At 64.5% G+C, this 16,224-nt stretch carries 18 protein-coding genes; 14 read left to right on the top strand and 4 right to left on the bottom strand.

Translation table 11 applies throughout. The annotated features are described in order from the left end of the window. The first annotated feature begins 8 nt into the window (after positions 1-8). The 11 genes from ctaD (at position 9) to rnhA (ending at position 8,589) form a co-directional block, all read left to right on the top strand. Positions 9-1,676, top strand: a complete 1,668-nt coding sequence (gene ctaD / locus AC1RWL_RS24020; protein ID WP_256118614.1) for a cytochrome c oxidase subunit I — start codon at positions 9-11, stop codon at positions 1,674-1,676. Positions 1,677-1,762: 86 nt separating this feature from the next. Further along, the gene (locus AC1RWL_RS24015; protein WP_493095704.1) at positions 1,763-2,707 is read left to right on the top strand and encodes a heme o synthase; all 945 of its coding nucleotides are present in this window, start codon (positions 1,763-1,765) and stop codon (positions 2,705-2,707) included. Beyond that, a complete protein-coding gene (locus tag AC1RWL_RS24010) occupies positions 2,707-2,847 on the top strand; it encodes a cytochrome c oxidase system small membrane protein (protein ID WP_256118616.1) in 141 nt (46 codons plus the stop codon). Before AC1RWL_RS24015 ends, AC1RWL_RS24010 begins: the two co-directional genes overlap by 1 nt. A gap of 1 nt (position 2,848) precedes the next feature. Beyond that, a complete protein-coding gene (locus AC1RWL_RS24005) occupies positions 2,849-3,454 on the top strand; it encodes a cytochrome c oxidase assembly protein (RefSeq protein ID WP_256118617.1) in 606 nt (201 codons plus the stop codon). A gap of 58 nt (positions 3,455-3,512) precedes the next feature. Then, a complete protein-coding gene (locus AC1RWL_RS24000; RefSeq protein WP_435267393.1) occupies positions 3,513-4,391 on the top strand; it encodes a cytochrome c oxidase subunit 3 in 879 nt (292 codons plus the stop codon). A gap of 153 nt (positions 4,392-4,544) precedes the next feature. Continuing rightward, entirely contained in the window at positions 4,545-4,928 is a 384-nt protein-coding gene (locus tag AC1RWL_RS23995; protein ID WP_256118619.1) for a DUF983 domain-containing protein, read from the top strand. Between the two features lie 16 nt (positions 4,929-4,944). Next, positions 4,945-5,679, top strand: coding sequence for an SURF1 family protein (locus AC1RWL_RS23990; RefSeq protein WP_493095909.1), 735 nt, complete (start codon positions 4,945-4,947; stop codon positions 5,677-5,679). A gap of 57 nt (positions 5,680-5,736) precedes the next feature. Further along, positions 5,737-6,102: a DUF1304 domain-containing protein gene (locus AC1RWL_RS23985; protein WP_493095703.1), complete on the top strand. Its 366-nt coding sequence runs from the start codon at positions 5,737-5,739 to the stop codon at positions 6,100-6,102. A gap of 3 nt (positions 6,103-6,105) precedes the next feature. Beyond that, positions 6,106-7,113, top strand: a complete 1,008-nt coding sequence (gene ispH, locus AC1RWL_RS23980; protein ID WP_493095702.1) for a 4-hydroxy-3-methylbut-2-enyl diphosphate reductase — start codon at positions 6,106-6,108, stop codon at positions 7,111-7,113. 58 nt (positions 7,114-7,171) lie between these two features. Continuing rightward, positions 7,172-8,137: a homoserine kinase gene (locus AC1RWL_RS23975; protein WP_493095701.1), complete on the top strand. Its 966-nt coding sequence runs from the start codon at positions 7,172-7,174 to the stop codon at positions 8,135-8,137. Next, positions 8,134-8,589 carry a ribonuclease HI gene (rnhA, locus tag AC1RWL_RS23970; RefSeq protein WP_256118623.1) on the top strand — a complete coding sequence of 152 codons (456 nt, stop codon included), beginning with the start codon at positions 8,134-8,136 and terminating at the stop codon, positions 8,587-8,589. The genes AC1RWL_RS23975 and rnhA overlap by 4 nt, the downstream gene beginning before the upstream one ends. Here the strand turns inward: rnhA and AC1RWL_RS23965 are convergent. The 3 genes from AC1RWL_RS23965 to AC1RWL_RS23955 all read right to left on the bottom strand — a co-directional run bounded on the left by AC1RWL_RS23965 (position 8,561) and on the right by AC1RWL_RS23955 (position 11,055). After that, on the bottom strand, positions 8,561-9,622 hold the full coding sequence (locus AC1RWL_RS23965; RefSeq protein WP_493095700.1) for a hypothetical protein: 1,062 nt from the start codon (positions 9,620-9,622) through the stop codon (positions 8,561-8,563). The two genes, rnhA and AC1RWL_RS23965, sit on opposite strands and share 29 nt — an antisense overlap. A gap of 97 nt (positions 9,623-9,719) precedes the next feature. Beyond that, entirely contained in the window at positions 9,720-10,205 is a 486-nt protein-coding gene (locus AC1RWL_RS23960; protein ID WP_256118625.1) for a peroxiredoxin, read from the bottom strand. A 58-nt stretch (positions 10,206-10,263) separates the two neighbouring features. After that, on the bottom strand, positions 10,264-11,055 hold the full coding sequence (locus tag AC1RWL_RS23955) for a protein-disulfide reductase DsbD domain-containing protein (RefSeq protein ID WP_493095699.1): 792 nt from the start codon (positions 11,053-11,055) through the stop codon (positions 10,264-10,266). Between the two features lie 173 nt (positions 11,056-11,228). Here AC1RWL_RS23955 and AC1RWL_RS23950 point away from each other — a divergent pair, with 173 nt between their 5' ends. From AC1RWL_RS23950 to AC1RWL_RS23940, 3 genes are all read left to right on the top strand, one after another. Then, positions 11,229-11,834 carry a YqgE/AlgH family protein gene (locus tag AC1RWL_RS23950; protein ID WP_256118627.1) on the top strand — a complete coding sequence of 202 codons (606 nt, stop codon included), beginning with the start codon at positions 11,229-11,231 and terminating at the stop codon, positions 11,832-11,834. A gap of 99 nt (positions 11,835-11,933) precedes the next feature. After that, positions 11,934-12,125, top strand: a complete 192-nt coding sequence (locus tag AC1RWL_RS23945; protein ID WP_256118628.1) for a CsbD family protein — start codon at positions 11,934-11,936, stop codon at positions 12,123-12,125. A gap of 108 nt (positions 12,126-12,233) precedes the next feature. After that, positions 12,234-13,292 (top strand): zinc-binding metallopeptidase family protein, encoded by a 1,059-nt coding sequence (locus AC1RWL_RS23940; RefSeq protein WP_493095698.1) that lies wholly within the window; start codon positions 12,234-12,236, stop codon positions 13,290-13,292. A gap of 19 nt (positions 13,293-13,311) precedes the next feature. Here the strand turns inward: AC1RWL_RS23940 and AC1RWL_RS23935 are convergent, their stop codons facing one another. Further along, positions 13,312-16,224: an EAL domain-containing protein gene (locus AC1RWL_RS23935; RefSeq protein ID WP_439616629.1), complete on the bottom strand. Its 2,913-nt coding sequence runs from the start codon at positions 16,222-16,224 to the stop codon at positions 13,312-13,314.

Here is a 16,224-nt window from a genome sequence, read left to right as displayed (position 1 = left end):
TTGAGACCATGGCCGGAACATCCGCTGCCCACGGCGATCACAACGATCACCACGAACACAAGCCGCTCACTTTCTTTCAGCGTTGGTTCCTGTCGACCAACCACAAGGATATCGGCACCCTCTACCTGATCTTCGCGATCCTCGCCGGCATCATCGGCGGCACGCTCTCGGTCTTCATGCGCATGGAGCTGCAGGAGCCGGGCATCCAGATCTTCCACGGCCTGGCCCAGATGGTCTACGGCTTCGAGGGTGACGCCGCCATCGACGGCGGCAAGCACATGTTCAACGTCTTCACGACGGCACATGCGCTCATCATGATCTTCTTCATGGTCATGCCGGCCCTTATCGGCGGTTTTGCCAACTGGATGGTGCCGATCATGATCGGCGCGCCGGACATGGCCTTCCCGCGCATGAACAACATCTCGTTCTGGCTGATCATTCCGGCCTTCCTGCTCGTGCTGCTCTCGATGTTCGTCGAAGGGCCGGCGGGTGGTTATGGCGCCGGCGGCGGGTGGACGATCTATCCACCATTCTCCACCGCGGGACAGCCCGGTCCGGCCATGGACTTCGTCATCCTCGGCCTGCACATCGCCGGCGCCTCGTCGATCCTCGGTGCGATCAACTTCATCACCACGATCCTCAACATGCGCGCTCCCGGCATGACGCTGCACAAGATGCCGCTCTTCGCCTGGTCGGTTCTGATCACCGCCTTCTTGCTGCTGCTCTCGCTGCCGGTCCTGGCGGGCGGCATCACCATGCTGCTGACCGACCGCAACTTCGGCACGGCTTTCTTCGCGCCTGAAAACGGCGGTGACCCGATCCTCTTCCAGCACCTGTTCTGGTTCTTCGGCCACCCGGAAGTGTACATCCTGATCCTGCCCGGCTTCGGCATCGTCAGCCACATCGTGTCGACTTTCTCGCGCAAGCCCATCTTCGGCTACCTCGGCATGGCCTACGCCATGGTCGCGATCGGCGCCGTCGGCTTCATCGTGTGGGCGCACCACATGTACACGGTCGGCATGTCGCTCGACACGCAGCGTTACTTCGTCTTCGCCACGATGGTCATCGCGGTTCCGACGGGCGTGAAGATCTTCTCCTGGATCGCGACGATGTGGGGCGGTTCGATCCGCTTCACGACGCCGATGGTCTGGGCGATCGGCTTCATCTTCCTGTTCACCGTCGGCGGCGTCACCGGCGTCCAGCTCGCAAACGCCGGCCTCGACCGCGCCCTGCACGACACCTACTACGTGGTTGCCCACTTCCACTACGTTCTGTCGCTCGGCGCCGTCTTCGCGATCTTCGCGGCCTGGTACTACTGGTTCCCGAAGATGACCGGCTACATGTATTCGGAATTCCTCGGCAAGCTGCACTTCTGGGTCATGTTCGTCGGCGTGAACCTGATCTTCTTCCCGCAGCACTTCCTCGGCCTCGCCGGCATGCCGCGCCGCTACATCGACTATCCGGATGCCTTCGCAGGCTGGAACGCGGTGTCGTCCTACGGCTCGTACATCTCGGCCTTCGCCGTGCTGATCTTCCTCTTCAGCATCGTCGAAGCCTTCGCCAAGAAGCGCGTCGCCGGTGACAATCCGTGGGGCGAGGGCGCCAACACGCTGGAATGGCAGCTCTCTTCGCCGCCGCCGTTCCACCAGTGGGAACAGCTCCCGAAGATCAAGTAAGGTCTTCAGACGATCGGGGCCGCCGGCAACGGCGGCTCCATTTCTAAAAGAGGCCGGCAAACCCGGCCGAACGCGACGGAAAGAACATGGCGGTCATCGAGCATCACGACACAGCAGCAGGCGGCGGCGAGGTCTACCTCTCCGAAGCGTCGCCGCGTGATTTCTTCGAGCTCCTGAAGCCGCGCGTCATGTCGCTCGTCGTCTTCACGGCCTTTGCCGGCCTGGTCATGGCGCCCGGCACGATCAACCCGTTCATCGGCGCCATAGCGATCCTCTGTATCGCCGTGGGCGCCGGAGCCTCCGGTGCCCTCAACATGTGGTACGACGCGGATATCGATGCGGTCATGACCCGCACCGCCCAGCGTCCCATCCCGTCCGGCCGCATCCGCCCGGAAGAAGCGCTCGCCTTCGGCCTGACGCTCTCCGCCTTCTCGGTCGCGATCCTCGGCCTTGCGGTCAACTGGCTTGCCGCCGGCCTGCTCGCCTTCACCATCTTCTTCTACGCCGTCATCTACACGATGTGGCTCAAGCGCTCGACGCCGCAGAACATCGTCATCGGCGGTGCCGCCGGCGCCTTCCCGCCGATGATCGGCTGGGTCTGTGTCACCGGCGGCGTCTCCATCGAGAGCGTCGTCCTCTTCCTCATCACCTTCCTGTGGACCCCAGCACACTTCTGGGCGCTGGCGCTCTTCAAGATGCGCGACTACGAGGCCGTCGGCGTGCCGATGCTGCCGAACGTCGCCGGCGAGTGGACGACGAAGGTGCAGATCCTGATCTACGCCATCCTGACCGCCGTCATCGCCGTCGTGCCGAGTTTTCTCGGCTTTGCGAGCCTCGGCTACGGTCTCTTTGCCGCAGCGCTCGGCCTCGGCTTCGTATGGTATTCTGTCGGCGTGTTGCGCATGCCGGAAGGCGACCGCGCGATGGTGCCGGCCAAGAAACTCTTCGCCTTCTCCATCGTCTACCTGTTCGCGGTCTTCTCCGGGCTGATGCTCGACCACCTGATCGCATCATTCGGATGGGTACTATAATGGAAACGGTAAACCTCACGGAAAGCCAGAAGAAGTCGCGCCGCGGCCGCAACATCGCGCTCGGCATCGTGCTTTTGGGCCTCGTCGTGCTCTTCTACATCGTCACGCTGGTGAAATTCGCCGGCGGAATGGTGGGCTGACATGAGCGAGACGAAACAGACTGAAAAGAGTGGATTGGGCAACGGCACGATCGTCGCCATCTGCTGTTCCTTCGTCATCGGCATGGCCGGCATGGCCTATGCCGCCGTGCCGCTCTACGAAATGTTCTGCAAGGTCACCGGCTACGGCGGCACGACGCAGCGCGTCGAGCAGGCTTCCGACGTCATCCTCGACAAGACCATCAAGGTGCGCTTCGACGCCAATGTCGGCCCGGGCCTCGCCTGGTCCTTCGAGCCGGTGCAGCGCGAAGTCGAGATGAAGATCGGCGAGACCGTGCAGATCCTCTACAAGGCGCGCAACAACGCCTCGACGCCGACCACCGGCCAGGCGACGTTCAACGTCACGCCGCAGGCCGCCGGCGCCTATTTCAACAAGGTCCAGTGCTTCTGCTTCACCGAGACGACGCTGAAGCCGGGCGAGGAACTCGAAATGCCCGTGGTCTTCTTCGTTGATCCGGAGATCGTCAAGCCGGTCGAGACCAAGGGTATCCACACGATCACGCTGTCCTATACCTTCTATCCGCATGAGGCGACGAAGCCGGTGGTTTCGTCTGCGGATATCAAGACGGACGACGCGAACAAGCTTTGAAAGACATGCGTTTCCGGCTATGCCGGGAATGAACGCGATACATTCGGGGATAAGTCAAATGGCCGATGCGCATCAGAAGAAACACGACTACCACATCATCGACCCCAGCCCGTGGCCGCTGCTTGCCTCCATCGGTGCGTTCGTCATGGCGCTCGGCGGCATCGGCTACATGCGCTACGTCTCGGGCGGCGCGTTCCACCTGTTCGGCGTCAACCTCGCCACGCCGTGGATCTTCTACATCGGCCTCTTGATCGTGCTTTACACCATGTATGCCTGGTGGGCGGACACGGTGAAGGAAGCCCATGAGGGCCACCACACCCGCGTCGTCTCGCTGCACCTGCGCTACGGCATGATCATGTTCATCGCCTCCGAGGTGATGTTCTTCGTCGCTTGGTTCTGGGCCTTCTTCGATGCGAGCCTCTTCCCCGGCGAAGCCATCCAGGCCGCGCGCGCCACCTATACCGGCGGCGTCTGGCCGCCGAAGGGCATCGAGGTTCTCGATCCCTGGCACCTGCCGCTCTACAACACCGTCATCCTGCTGCTTTCGGGCACCTGCGTGACCTGGGCGCACCACGCGTTGCTGCACAACGACCGCAAGGGCCTCGTCAACGGCCTGGCGCTCACCGTGGCCCTCGGCGTGCTGTTCTCCTTCGTCCAGGCCTATGAGTACGCGCACGCACCGTTCGCCTTCAAGGATTCGATCTACGGCGCCACCTTCTTCATGGCGACCGGCTTCCACGGCTTCCACGTCCTCGTCGGCACGATCTTCCTGATCGTCTGCCTCATCCGCGCGCTTCGCGGCGATTTCACCCCCAAGCAGCACTTCGGCTTCGAAGCCGCCGCCTGGTACTGGCACTTCGTCGACGTCGTCTGGCTCTTCCTCTTCTTCTCCATCTACATCTGGGGTGGCTGGGGCGCGCCGATCGCGCACGGCTGATCCGGGCCGAACAAAACTTCCGAACGGCCGCAGCGATGCGGCCGTTTGTGCTTTGGGGCACACCCCGGCCGCTTTGTCGCAGCTTTTCAGTTGGACGCAGGGCAGGCGGGCCGCTACCTATGCAGACATCTGCATTTTGATTGGATCCGCATCATGGACGAGGACAAGGCGCTCTTTCCGCCCGTCGACCCCTTCAGCGCCGGCGTGCGCGGCTGTTGCCCGCGCTGCGGCCAGGGCAGGCTGTTCAATGGCCTGCTGAAGGTGCGGCCGGCCTGCACGAATTGCGGCCTCGACTATTCCTTCGCCGATTCGGGCGATGGTCCGGTGGTCTTCGTGCTGCTCATCGTCGGCTTCATCGTCGTCGGCATCGCGCTGTGGGCGGAGGTGAACTATGCCCTGCCGCTCTGGCTGCATTTCATCCTGTGGATCCCGCTCGCCATCGGCCTCGGCCTCTGGCTGACGCGCATCCTGAAGGGCCTGCTGATCACCCTGCAATACCGCAACAATGCGCGCCCGGGCGAGATCGACCGTGGCTGAGGTGCCGGCAAGCCGCATGCCGGGCAAGGGCAAGGCGGTCCTCACCGGCATCGCCTTCCTCGTAGCACTCGCCATCCTGCTGTCGCTCGGCACCTGGCAAATGCAGCGCCTGGCCTGGAAGGAGCAGCTCCTCGCCGACATGGCCGAGCGCCGCATCGCGGCCCCGGCACCGCTTGCCGATATCGAGGCGATGGCGGCGAAGGGCGACGACATCGAATACCGCCCTGTCACCGTCACCGGCATCTTCGCCAACAACCGCGAGCGCCACTTCTTCGCCACCTGGCGCGGCCAGACAGGCTATTACGTCTACACGCCGCTCCAGCTTGCCGACGGCCGCTTCCTCTTCGTCAATCGCGGCTTCGTGCCCTTCGAGGCGAAGGAGCCGGAAATGCGCAAGCAGGGCCAGCTGACCGGCGAGCAGACCGTCATCGGCCTCGCCCGCGCGCGGCTTGCCGAAAAACCCTCCTCCATCGTGCCGGACAACGACGTCGCGAAGAACATCTTCTACTGGAAGGACCTCGACGTGATGGCATCGAGCGTCGCCATCCCGGCCGACAAGCTGGTGCCCTTCTTCGTCGATGCCGGCGATGCGCTGAACCCGAAGGGCCTGCCCATCGGCGCGGTCACCCAGTTCGACCTGCCGAACAACCACCTGCAATATGCCGTCACCTGGTATGGCCTCGCCGCGGCCCTCGTCGGCGTCGCGCTCTACGCCGTCTTCCGCCGCAAGGGCGATCGCCCGGCGCCTTGAAATGGCATAGAAGGAAGCAGGGGCGCACCCCGGAACCGGAAAGGGGAGAAAGAGGACATGCAGGCGCTTGCAACCATCCTCGTGGCGATCGTGGCCATCGAACATGTCTATATCCTCATCCTCGAAATGTTCCTTTGGACGACGCCGCGCGGCCTCAAGGCCTTCGGCATGACGCCCGCCCAGGCAGAGGCGACGAAAGTGCTCGCCGCCAATCAGGGCCTCTATAACGGCTTTCTCGCCGCCGGCCTGTTCTGGGCGTTGCTGCATCCCGATCCGGCCTTCGCCTGGCAGATCAAATTGTTTTTTCTTGGCGCGGTGCTGGTCGCCGGCCTATATGGGGGCGCAACGGCCTCGCGGAAGATTTTCGTCATTCAGGCGCTTCCGGCGGCCGTCGCCCTTGTTGCCGTCCTGATTGCCGGATAACCGATGAGCATGATTGATACCCGATCGGACTTGACCATCAGACTGTGCGGCCCGCGCGGCTTCTGCGCCGGCGTGGATCGCGCGATCCAGATCGTCGTGCTGGCGCTGAAGGCCTACGGTGCGCCGGTCTATGTGCGCCACGAGATCGTGCACAACCGCTATGTCGTGGAAGGCCTGGAGGCCAAGGGCGCAATCTTCGTCGAGGAACTGCACGAGATCCCCGAAGAACACCGCCAGCAGCCGGTCGTCTTTTCCGCGCATGGCGTGCCGAAGTCGGTTCCAGAGGATGCGCAGGCGCGCAACCTGTTCTATCTCGACGCCACATGCCCGCTGGTGTCCAAAGTGCACAAGCAGGCGATGCGTCACCAGCGCCTCGGCCGTCATGTCGTGCTGATCGGCCATGCCGGCCACCCGGAAGTCATCGGCACGATGGGGCAACTGCCCGAAGGCTCCGTCTCGCTGGTCGAGACCGTCGAGGATGCCGAGACCTACATGCCGCCGGACGAGGAAAACCTCGGCTACGTCACGCAGACCACGCTGTCCGTCGACGACACCGCCGGCGTCATCAAGCGCCTGCACGAGCGTTTCCCGAACCTCACGGCACCCGCCGCCGATTCGATCTGCTACGCCACCACCAACCGGCAGGAGGCCGTCAAGCAGGCCGCCCCCGGCTGCGACCTCTTCCTCATCGTCGGCGCGCCGAACTCGTCCAACTCCAAGCGCCTCGTCGAAGTGGCGCTGAGGGCAGGGGCCACCAGGTCCGTGCTCGTGCAGCGCGCCTCCGAGATCGACTGGGAGACGATCGGCGACATCCGCACCGTCGGCCTGTCGGCTGGCGCCTCCGCGCCCGAAGTCATCGTCAACGAGATCATCGAGGCCTTCCGCGCGCGCTACAATGCGGTGGTGGAGCTTGCCGACACGGTCGAGGAAAACGAACACTTCCTCGTCAACCGCGAACTGCGCGCCATCGAACTCACCCCCGCCGACATGGCCTTCGTCAATGGCGAGTAGGGCCTTCCGGGCGGCGCACCCCCAATCATTCCTATCCCCGCAAGCCTGAGACCCGCCCGTGGCCGTCTATACCGATATCACCGAAGACGATCTTTCCCGCTTCCTGACCGCCTATGACGCGGGCACGCTGCTGTCCTACAAGGGCATCGCCGAGGGCGTGGAGAATTCCAATTTCCTGCTGCACACCACCAAGGGCGCCTTCATCCTGACGCTCTACGAGAAGCGCGTCGACCGCAATGACTTGCCGTTCTTCCTTGGCCTGATGCACCATCTGGCGGAGCGGGGCCTGTCCTGCCCGCTGCCGCTGCCGAGGAACGACGGCGCGCAGCTTGGCGAGCTTTCCGGCCGCCCGGCCGCCATGATCTCCTTCCTCGAAGGCATGTGGCTGCGGAAGCCCTCGGCGAAACATTGCCGCGAAGTGGGCCGGGCGCTCGCCGAAATGCACCTTGCCGGCGAGGGTTTCGAGATCACCCGCGAGAACGCGCTCTCCGTCGGCGGCTGGCGGCCGCTGTGGGACAAGTCCGCCGAGCGCGCCGACGAGGTGGAGACGGGCCTGCAGGACGAGATCGGCGGCGAACTCGCCTTCCTTGAAAAGAACTGGCCGAAGGACCTGCCGGCCGGCGTCATCCACGCCGATCTTTTCCCCGACAACGTCTTCTTCATCGGCGAGGACCTGTCGGGCCTGATCGACTTCTACTTCGCCTGCAACGACCTCCTGGCCTACGACGTCTCGATCTGCCTCAATGCCTGGTGCTTCGAGAAGGACGGTTCCTTCAACCTCACCAAGGGCATGGCGCTGCTCGACGGCTATGAAAGCGTGCGCCCGCTCTCGCCCGAGGAGGCGGCCGCCCTGCCGCTGCTCGCGCGCGGCTCGGCCCTGCGCTTCTTCCTGACGCGGCTCTACGACTGGCTGATGACGCCGCCGGGCGCGCTGGTCGTCAAGAAGGACCCGCTCGAATATCTGCGCAAGCTGCGCTTCCATCGTCAGGTCCAGAACCCTGCGGAATACGGACTTTTGCGATGAAACATGTCGATATCTTCACGGACGGCGCCTGCTCGGGCAATCCCGGCCCCGGCGGCTGGGGCGCGGTGCTGCGCTACGGCGAGGTCGAGAAGGAAATGTCCGGCGGCGAGGCCGACACGACCAACAACCGCATGGAGCTGACGGCGGCGATGAGCGCGCTGTCCGCCCTGAAATCCCCCTGCGAGGTCGATCTCTATACCGACTCGAAATACGTCATGGACGGTATTTCCAAGTGGATTTTCGGCTGGAAGAAAAACGGCTGGAAGACCGCCGACAAGAAGCCGGTGAAGAACGGCGATCTCTGGCAGGCGCTCGATGAGGCGCGGCTGCGCCACAAGGTCGAGTGGCACTGGGTGAAGGGCCATGCCGGCCACCCTGAAAACGAACGCGCCGACGAGCTTGCCCGCCAGGGCATGGCGCCCTTCAAAGGCAAGCGCGCCGTCGGCGAATGAAATCGACGCGTTCGCGGATGGCCGCGTTCGGCTCCTTGTCGAAAAGCGCCAGCAGGCCATCCAGATTGTCGAGCCGGTCCCGGTGGGCGATCAGCCCGTCGGCCGCGATCTTGCGCACCGCGGTGGCCCTGTCTTGCGCCACCTGCCGCAACGTGCGCTCGACATCGGGTGCAATCCCGATCGGCCGGGTGACGAGCTTCGGCACAGAGGATGCGTGGCGGCCGGAATAGCCGGCTTCGATCTTCTGCGTCCTGCCGACCACGACCTCGGCTTGGCCGGACATCAGCGTGCGCGCGGCAAGCGCCCGCACCAGATAGTGCCGGGCCGTCAGCAGCCTTGGAAGGGCGGCGTCGAGGCGATCCGACAGCAGCAGGAGCCGCATGACGGGTGCTACGGCCTCGTCCGTCGATGTCGTCAGCCAGCAGAGCAGCGCGGGCCAGGTCTCGTCGCGCGTCAGCAGCGCGATGACCGGCGCTGCGAGATCGACCCTGCCGCGCCGCTTCACATAATGATTGGCGATCATCGGCGCGATGCGTTGGGCCGCTGACAGCGGGATGGCGGGCGCCAGGCGCTCGAAGGCCGCGCGCCCGGCGGCGGCAACCTCCGGCACCCAGTCGTTGACCCGCAGCAGGAGCAAAGCGAGGCGAAAGGCCGTGCGGGGTGCATCGTCCAGCGCCTGAAGCGCGGTCTCGCGCACGAAACCGTCCGGATGGCACAGGCGAAGCCAGGCCGCCCCTCCCGGCGAAACGGTCTGGCGCGGCGCGTCCGGGGCGCTCTTGCGCAGCGCGAGCAGGCGGGTCAGCAGCGTCGGGGCCGGGTCCGAGGGGAGGCCATAGCGGAAGGATGCCGTGCACAGGCGTGCGACCTGCTGCGACGCTTCCGGCGAAATGGGGTCGAGGTCGGCGAGAAGCGTATCGAGCGTGCCAGCATCGAGGCTGCCCGCACGCAGCGCCAGAATTGCGCCGTCAAGCCGGATGGCAATGCCCGCAGGCACCCCTGCCGTGCTGCCCTTTCGCCACGTATTTTCCTGCATCCGACGGTCCCTTCCGCAAGCCCTCATGGAAATGCCCGGGTGCTGCCCGGGCATTCTGGGCTCGTTGAAAGGATGACGGTCCGGCGACCGGCTCTATTCAGAGCTGCTCGATCATCGCGGCGGCACCGGAAACGGTTGCCTGGCCGGGGCTTTCCTCGACATTGAGGCTCTTCACCACGCCGTCCTCGACGAGCATGGAGTAGCGCTTGGAACGCACGCCGAGCGTGCCGGCGGAAAGATCGACCTCCATGCCGAGCGCCTTGGTGAAGCCGGCGTCCCAATCGGCGAGGAAGCGCAGCTTGCCAGCGCCGCCGGTGGAGTTCGCCCAGGCGCCCATGACGTGATGGTCGTTGACGGCGACGACGGCAATGTCGTCCACGCCCTTGGCGAGGATCGCGTCACGGTTTTCGAGATAGCCCGGCAGGTGGTTCAGCGAGCAGGTCGGCGTGAAGGCGCCGGGCACGGCGAAGAGCACGACGCGCTTGCCTTTGAACAGGTCCTCGGTCGAGATTTCGGCAGGACCGTCCGGCGTGCGCTCCTTGAGCTTGAGGTCGGGCAGCTTGTCTCCAACGGCAATGGTCACGGGTCTCTCCCTGTCTGTATAGTAGGCTTCATGTGGGTGACGGGACTATAGGCGACGGTCACTCGATGGCAAGCGGGCTTTCCATCGTCTTCTCGCCGGAGCGCACCGTCAGGCGGATCGGATCTTTTGCAAGATCGTAGACCTTGGGCTTGTGCAGCACCGGCACCTCCGCGACGAAGACGTTCCCATCGCGGCGGACGGGGCCGGCCGCACCGAATTCGAAGGTCGAGGAACCGGAGAGGAAGACGTCGGGCAACTGGCCATCGGCCGGCGCCTCGAAGCGCACCGTCAGGCTCTTGTCGTCTGCCGCGAAACGCCCGGAAAGCGGCTTGAACCCGTCGCCCGATCCGCCCGGCAGCGTCGCTTCCGCATCGGCGATCGCCGTCTCTTCCAGCGGATTGGCAAAGCTCTCGCCGATCGAATCCAACGTCAGCTCCGCCTGCACGGGAATACAGATATCCTTGCACACGCCGAGAAACACCGTCGCGGTGATCGCCCCGCCGGCTGCCTTGTCGAGCTTCAGCGGAAAGCGCACCGGCTTGTCGTAGCCGATATAGTGGTTCTCCTGGTCGCCGAGCCGTTTTGGCGCGGGGAAGCCGACCGATTTCAGTTCGGCCCCGCTGATGGCGATCGACGGCGGGATGCCGCTGCCGCCCGGATCACGCCAATAGGTTTTCCAGCCGTCATGCAGGCGGATATCGATCATGGCGCGCACCACGCCGTCGGCGCCGGCCGGAAGGGCAACAAGGCGCACGTCGCCACCGGGCGTCTCGACCCATTGCGAGGTCGCGGCGGCGGCGGGCGAATGCAGAAAAATGAGCGCGATGGCAGCGGTTTGCAGGCGTTTCATGAAACGATATCTAGCGCCGGGGGCACCGGCTTTCCAGCAACAAAACCGTGCGGGACAATCATAAAAGCTTGATCGCGCGCTTTCCTACCATAACTTTCCTGCAAGGCTGGCATGCCGCGCCAGCAAAAAAGAACGCTTTTCATTTGGCGGTGAATTGGTAGGCTGTCCGCATTATGGCTATGTCGGTTCTGAAAAACAGACGAGAACGCGGCTTCCTTGACGGTCAGTTCCTGATCGCCATGCCGGGCATGGCCGACTCCAATTTCTCCCGCACCGTGGTCTATATCTGCGCCCATTCCGATGACGGCGCGATGGGCTTCGTCATCAACAGGCCGCAGCAGCTGAGCTTCTCCGACGTGCTGCTGCATCTCGATCTGCTGGGCGAGGACGAGGTGATCCGCCTGCCGGGCTCCACGCTCGATTTCCCAATCCGCTGCGGCGGGCCGGTAGAAAGCGGCCGCGGCTTCGTGCTGCATTCGGATGATTACATGTCGGAATCCTCGATCCCGGTCAGCGACGACATCTGCCTGACGGCGACGCTCGATATCGTGCGCGCCATTTCCCGCGGCCGCGGCCCGCAGAAGGGCCTGATGATGCTCGGCTATGCCGGCTGGGGCGCGGGGCAGATCGAAAACGAGATCGGCGCCAATGGCTGGCTGTCCTGCCCGGCGCAGGAAGAGCTGATCTTCGACACCAATCTCGACAGCAAATACGAGCGCGCGCTCGGCCTGATGGGCATCTCGCCCGCCATGCTTTCGGCCGAAGCCGGCCACGCCTGACGTTTCCGCTTATTTCAGACATCTCTTTGGAACTTGTGCGGCTTTGCGCCGTTGTTTCGCCGCGTGAAAGAGCACGCCTCGAACAACAGGAGTACGACGGTGGGTAGCACGAGCGACAAGATCAAGGGCACGGCAAACGAAGTTGCAGGCAAGGCCAAGCAGGCCGCCGGCAAGGCAGTGAACAGCCCCAAGCTGCGGGCAGAAGGCGCCGGCCAGGAAGCCAAGGGCAAAACCCAGAAGGCAGTCGGCAAGGCCAAGGATGCCGTCAAGGGCGCGGTCGACCGCCTCTGATGAACGCCAGGTGGCACGGACCGTGTCATCAAGCGATAGCGATTGAAGCATACCCGTATCGACTTCGGCCGATGCGGGTATTCTCTACGATGCCATACCGGGGACCTCATGAAACTCTTCACCTGCCAGACCTGCGGCCAGACCATCCATTTCGACAACCGCGTCTGCGTGCGGTGCGGCTCCTCGCTCGGCTTCCTGGCGCAGGATGTGACGCTGCATGCGCTGGTGCCGGAAGGCGAGGGTTTCTGGAAGATCGCGCCGAACGAAGGCGTCTATCGCTTCTGCGAAAATGCCGTGCATGACGTCTGCAACTGGCTGCTGCCGGCCGATAGCCCGCATGCCTTCTGCGAGGCCTGCCGGCACAATCGCATCGTGCCGACGACCGATCCGCACGGGCTGGAACGCTGGCGCCGTATCGGGCTTGCGCAGCATCATCTCTTCTATTCGATCCTGCGCTGGCGGCTGCCGCACCCGACCCGCGAGGAAGATCCGAGCAGCGGTCTGGTCTTCGATTTCCTGGCCGACGAGGTCGATGCCGGCGGCAATGTCGTCAATGCCGCCATGACCGGCCATGAAGCGGGCCTCATCAGCCTGCGCGCGGCCGAGGCCGACGACGAGGTGCGCGAGAGCGTACGCGTCTCCATGGGCGAACCCTACCGCTCGCTGCTCGGCCATTTTCGCCACGAGATCGGCCATTTCTACTGGTCGCAGCTCGTGCGCGACGATGCGACCCAGGAGGAGGCGAGGCGCCTCTTCGGCGATGAACGGCAGGACTATGCCGCCGCCCTCCAGCGCAACTACGAGCAGGGCCCGCCCGCCGACTGGCAGAATTATTTCATCAGCACCTATGCGAGCAGCCATCCGGCCGAAGACTTCGCGGAATGCTGGGCGCACTTCTTCCACATTGTCGATACGCTGGAAACCGCCCGCGCCTTCGGCCTCAACACCGATCCGAAGGGCCACGAGGAACTGGAAGCCGAAGTCACCTTCGACCCCTACCGCGCGCCAAACGCCGGCCGCCTCGTCGAATCCTGGATCCCCCTCAGCGTGGCGCTCAACGCCATCCAGCGCTCCATGGGCCAGCCCGACAGCTACCCCTTCGTCCTGCCCCCGCCGGTCGTGGAAAAACTCGATTTCATCAACCGGCTGGTGCGGAGGAGTGAATAGGCGATAAACCCTTATTCGCTCACGCCCGCTTCATCAGCGGAAACCGTTCCTTGAGTAGCCGCTGCACCGAGTCGTAGCCGATCGGCGGGCCGAAGAGGTAGCTCTGGCCGAATTCGCAGCCCATGTTGCCGAGTTCGATCGCGTCCTCCTCGGATTCGATGCCTTCGGCGACGACCTGCATTTCCAGTTCCCGGGCCATCGAGATGACGGAGCGCAGCAGCACGGGGCGCTTGTCGGAGGCGTCGCGCACCAGCGCCTTGTCGAGCTTGATCGTGTCGAAGGGGAAGCGGGTGAGGTAGGAAAGCGAGGAGTGGCCCGTGCCGAAATCGTCGAGCGCGAGGCCGAGGCCGACATCCTTGAGCTTGTTGAGGATGAGGCGGGCCTGTTCCGGGTTCTCCATCACGACGGATTCGGTGAGTTCCAGCTTCAGCTTGTGCGGCTCGCAGCGCGTCTTCGCGAGTGCCGCGCGCACGTCGTTGTAGAGCTCGTTATTGAGGAGCTGGGCGCTGGAGAGGTTGACGGAGACGAAGATCGGCAACTCGCCGGTCTGGAGCTGCCAGTCCATCAGGTCGCTCGCCGCCTTGTCGAAGGCGAAAAGGCCGAGCTGGTTGATGAGGTCGGAGGCTTCCGCGATCGGGATGAACTCTGTCGGCGAGATGTTGCCGCGCTTGGGGTGGTCCCAGCGCATCAGCGCCTCGAAGCCGGCAATCTCGGCATCCGAGAGCCGGACGATCGGCTGGTAGACGAGCGACAGTTCCTTGCGCTCGATGGCGCGGCGCAGGTCCGTCTCGATCTGGAGACGATCGGCGCCGAAGGTGCGGAAGGCGGGGCGGAACGGCTCGACGCGGTTGCCGCCGGCCTTCTTCGCCCGGTACATGGCAAGTTCCGCGTCGTTGAGCAGGCCCGCCGCATCCTCCTGCTGGTCGACCCAGGAGACGAGGCCTATCGAGGCGGTCAGGATAATCTCGCGGCCGCCGAAATTGATCGGCACCATGATGGCCTTGCTGACGGCATCGGCGAAATCCGCCACCTTGGCAGGGTCGCGCTCCGACATCAGGATCAGGCCGAACTGGTCGCCGGCCAGCCGTGCCAGCGTGTCCTGCGGTTTCAGCAGGCGTCGCAGGCGGCGGGTCAGCGCGATGAGGATGTTGTCGCCGGCCGCGATGCCGAGCGCATCGTTGACCTGCTTGTAGCGGTCGATGTCGATGGTCAGCACGGTCGGGCGGACGTTTTCCGAGCTGGCGGTCAGGGCGAGGACCGATTGCAGGCGATCGAGGAAGACCTGGCGGTTCGGCAGGCCCGTGAGGTTGTCGTGCAGCGCGTCCTGGAGCAGGCGGTCGACGGAGTTGCGCTGTTCGGTGATGTCGATGATCGTGCCGACGCAGCGGATGATCTCGCCGTTGGCGCCGAGCACCGGCCGGGCGCGGATCGACAGCCAATGGTAATGGCCATCCTCGGCGCGCACGCGGAACTGATGGTTGAGCCGGCCCTTGCGGTGTTCCAGCAGCACATCTAGCGTCGCGCGGAAACGGTCGCGATCATCCGGATGCAGGCGCGGCAGCCAGTTGCGCGCCGGGCCATGCATGACGCCAGGCGCAAGGCCGAGCTGGATGGAGATGTCGGGAATGGTGACGACGCGGTCGCGCGCCACGTCCCAGTCCCAGACCGTGTCACCGGAGCCGGTCAACGCCAGCGACTGGCGTTCGAGATCGGAAAACAGGCCCTGGCTATAGGCGCCGCCGGCAAAGGCGTGCTGCATCACGGTGAAGCCAATGAGGAGCACGATCAGCACGAGGCCGCCGCCAAGCGCCGGCTGGATGATATCGTTGTTGAGCTGCCCCGTCACCGTGAGCCAGGCGCCAAACAGCCAGACGAGGATCAGCGCCCAGGCGGGCACCAGCAGGATCGCCCGGTCATAACGGTTGAAGCCGAGATAGGCGATGAGCACGATGCCGACGGAACCGGTGAGCGCGAAGGACAGGCGGGCGATGCCGGACGCGATCGGCGGATCATAGATCGCCACGCCGAACAGCAGACCGAGGCCGAGGATCCAGGCGAGCGTCGCGTAGGAGAGATGCGCGTGCCAGCGGTTGAGGTTCAGGTAAGTGAACAGGAACACCACGAGGCCGGCGGCCAGGAAGACTTCCGTGCCCGCGCGCCATATTCGCTCGTCGCCGGCCGTTATGCTGATGAGCTTCGACAGGAAGCCGAAATCGACGCAGATATAGCCGAGCACCGCCCAGGCGAGCGCCGCCGTCGCCGGCAGCATGGAGGTGCCCTTCACCACGAAGAGGATGGTGAGGAACACCGCGAGCAGGCCCGCAATGCCGAGCACGATGCCGCGATAGAGCGTGAAGGCGTTGACCGTGTCCTTGTAGGCGTCCGGTTCCCAGAGGTAGATCTGCGGCAGGTCGGGCGTCGCAAGCTCCGCGACGAAGGTAACGACCGAGCCGGGGTTGAGCGTGATGCGGAAGACATCCGCCTCCTCGCTCGGCTGCCGGTCGAGCGCAAACCCTTCGCTCGGCGTGATCGAGATGATGCGTTTGGCGCCAAGGTCCGGCCAGAACAGTTTGGATTGCACGAGGCGGAAATGCGGAGCGACGATGACGCGGTCGATCTGCTCTTCAGAGACATTGGCGAGCGCGAAGACGGCCCAGTCGCCCTGGTGATCCTCAGAGGTGGCGCGCACCTCGATGCGGCGCACGATGCCGTCCGTGCCCGGTGCCGTGGAAACCTGGAAGGCCTCGCCGCGGCCGGTATAGATTTCGGTGGTGGCGGTCAGGTCGAGCGCGGTGTCGTCACGGGAGATCTTGACGGGCTCGACGGCATGGGCGGGCAGGCCCAGCGCGCCGACGAGCATCGTCACGGCGAGGAGAACGAGGGCAAGCAACCGGCTGGCACGCAGCGTTTGCTGCACGGATGGAGGCATCAT

The organism is Shinella sp. GW821-FHT10F02, from assembly GCF_058809275.1.
This window is presented reverse-complemented; position numbering and strand designations above follow the sequence as displayed.

Bases quoted from the DNA above. Each gene is read 5' to 3' on its own strand.
- ctaD (WP_256118614.1), top strand. From the start codon at position 9: ATGGCCGGAACATCCGCTGCCCACGGCGATCACAACGATCACCACGAA.
- AC1RWL_RS24015 (WP_493095704.1), top strand. From the start codon at position 1,763: ATGGCGGTCATCGAGCATCACGACACAGCAGCAGGCGGCGGCGAGGTC.
- AC1RWL_RS24010 (WP_256118616.1), top strand. From the start codon at position 2,707: ATGGAAACGGTAAACCTCACGGAAAGCCAGAAGAAGTCGCGCCGCGGC.
- AC1RWL_RS24005 (WP_256118617.1), top strand. From the start codon at position 2,849: ATGAGCGAGACGAAACAGACTGAAAAGAGTGGATTGGGCAACGGCACG.
- AC1RWL_RS24000 (WP_435267393.1), top strand. From the start codon at position 3,513: ATGGCCGATGCGCATCAGAAGAAACACGACTACCACATCATCGACCCC.
- AC1RWL_RS23995 (WP_256118619.1), top strand. From the start codon at position 4,545: ATGGACGAGGACAAGGCGCTCTTTCCGCCCGTCGACCCCTTCAGCGCC.
- AC1RWL_RS23990 (WP_493095909.1), top strand. From the start codon at position 4,945: ATGCCGGGCAAGGGCAAGGCGGTCCTCACCGGCATCGCCTTCCTCGTA.
- AC1RWL_RS23985 (WP_493095703.1), top strand. From the start codon at position 5,737: ATGCAGGCGCTTGCAACCATCCTCGTGGCGATCGTGGCCATCGAACAT.
- ispH (WP_493095702.1), top strand. From the start codon at position 6,106: ATGAGCATGATTGATACCCGATCGGACTTGACCATCAGACTGTGCGGC.
- rnhA (WP_256118623.1), top strand. From the start codon at position 8,134: ATGAAACATGTCGATATCTTCACGGACGGCGCCTGCTCGGGCAATCCC.
- AC1RWL_RS23965 (WP_493095700.1), bottom strand. From the start codon at position 9,622: ATGCAGGAAAATACGTGGCGAAAGGGCAGCACGGCAGGGGTGCCTGCG.
- AC1RWL_RS23955 (WP_493095699.1), bottom strand. From the start codon at position 11,055: ATGAAACGCCTGCAAACCGCTGCCATCGCGCTCATTTTTCTGCATTCG.
- AC1RWL_RS23950 (WP_256118627.1), top strand. From the start codon at position 11,229: ATGGCTATGTCGGTTCTGAAAAACAGACGAGAACGCGGCTTCCTTGAC.
- AC1RWL_RS23940 (WP_493095698.1), top strand. From the start codon at position 12,234: ATGAAACTCTTCACCTGCCAGACCTGCGGCCAGACCATCCATTTCGAC.
- AC1RWL_RS23935 (WP_439616629.1), bottom strand. From the start codon at position 16,224: ATGATGCCTCCATCCGTGCAGCAAACGCTGCGTGCCAGCCGGTTGCTT.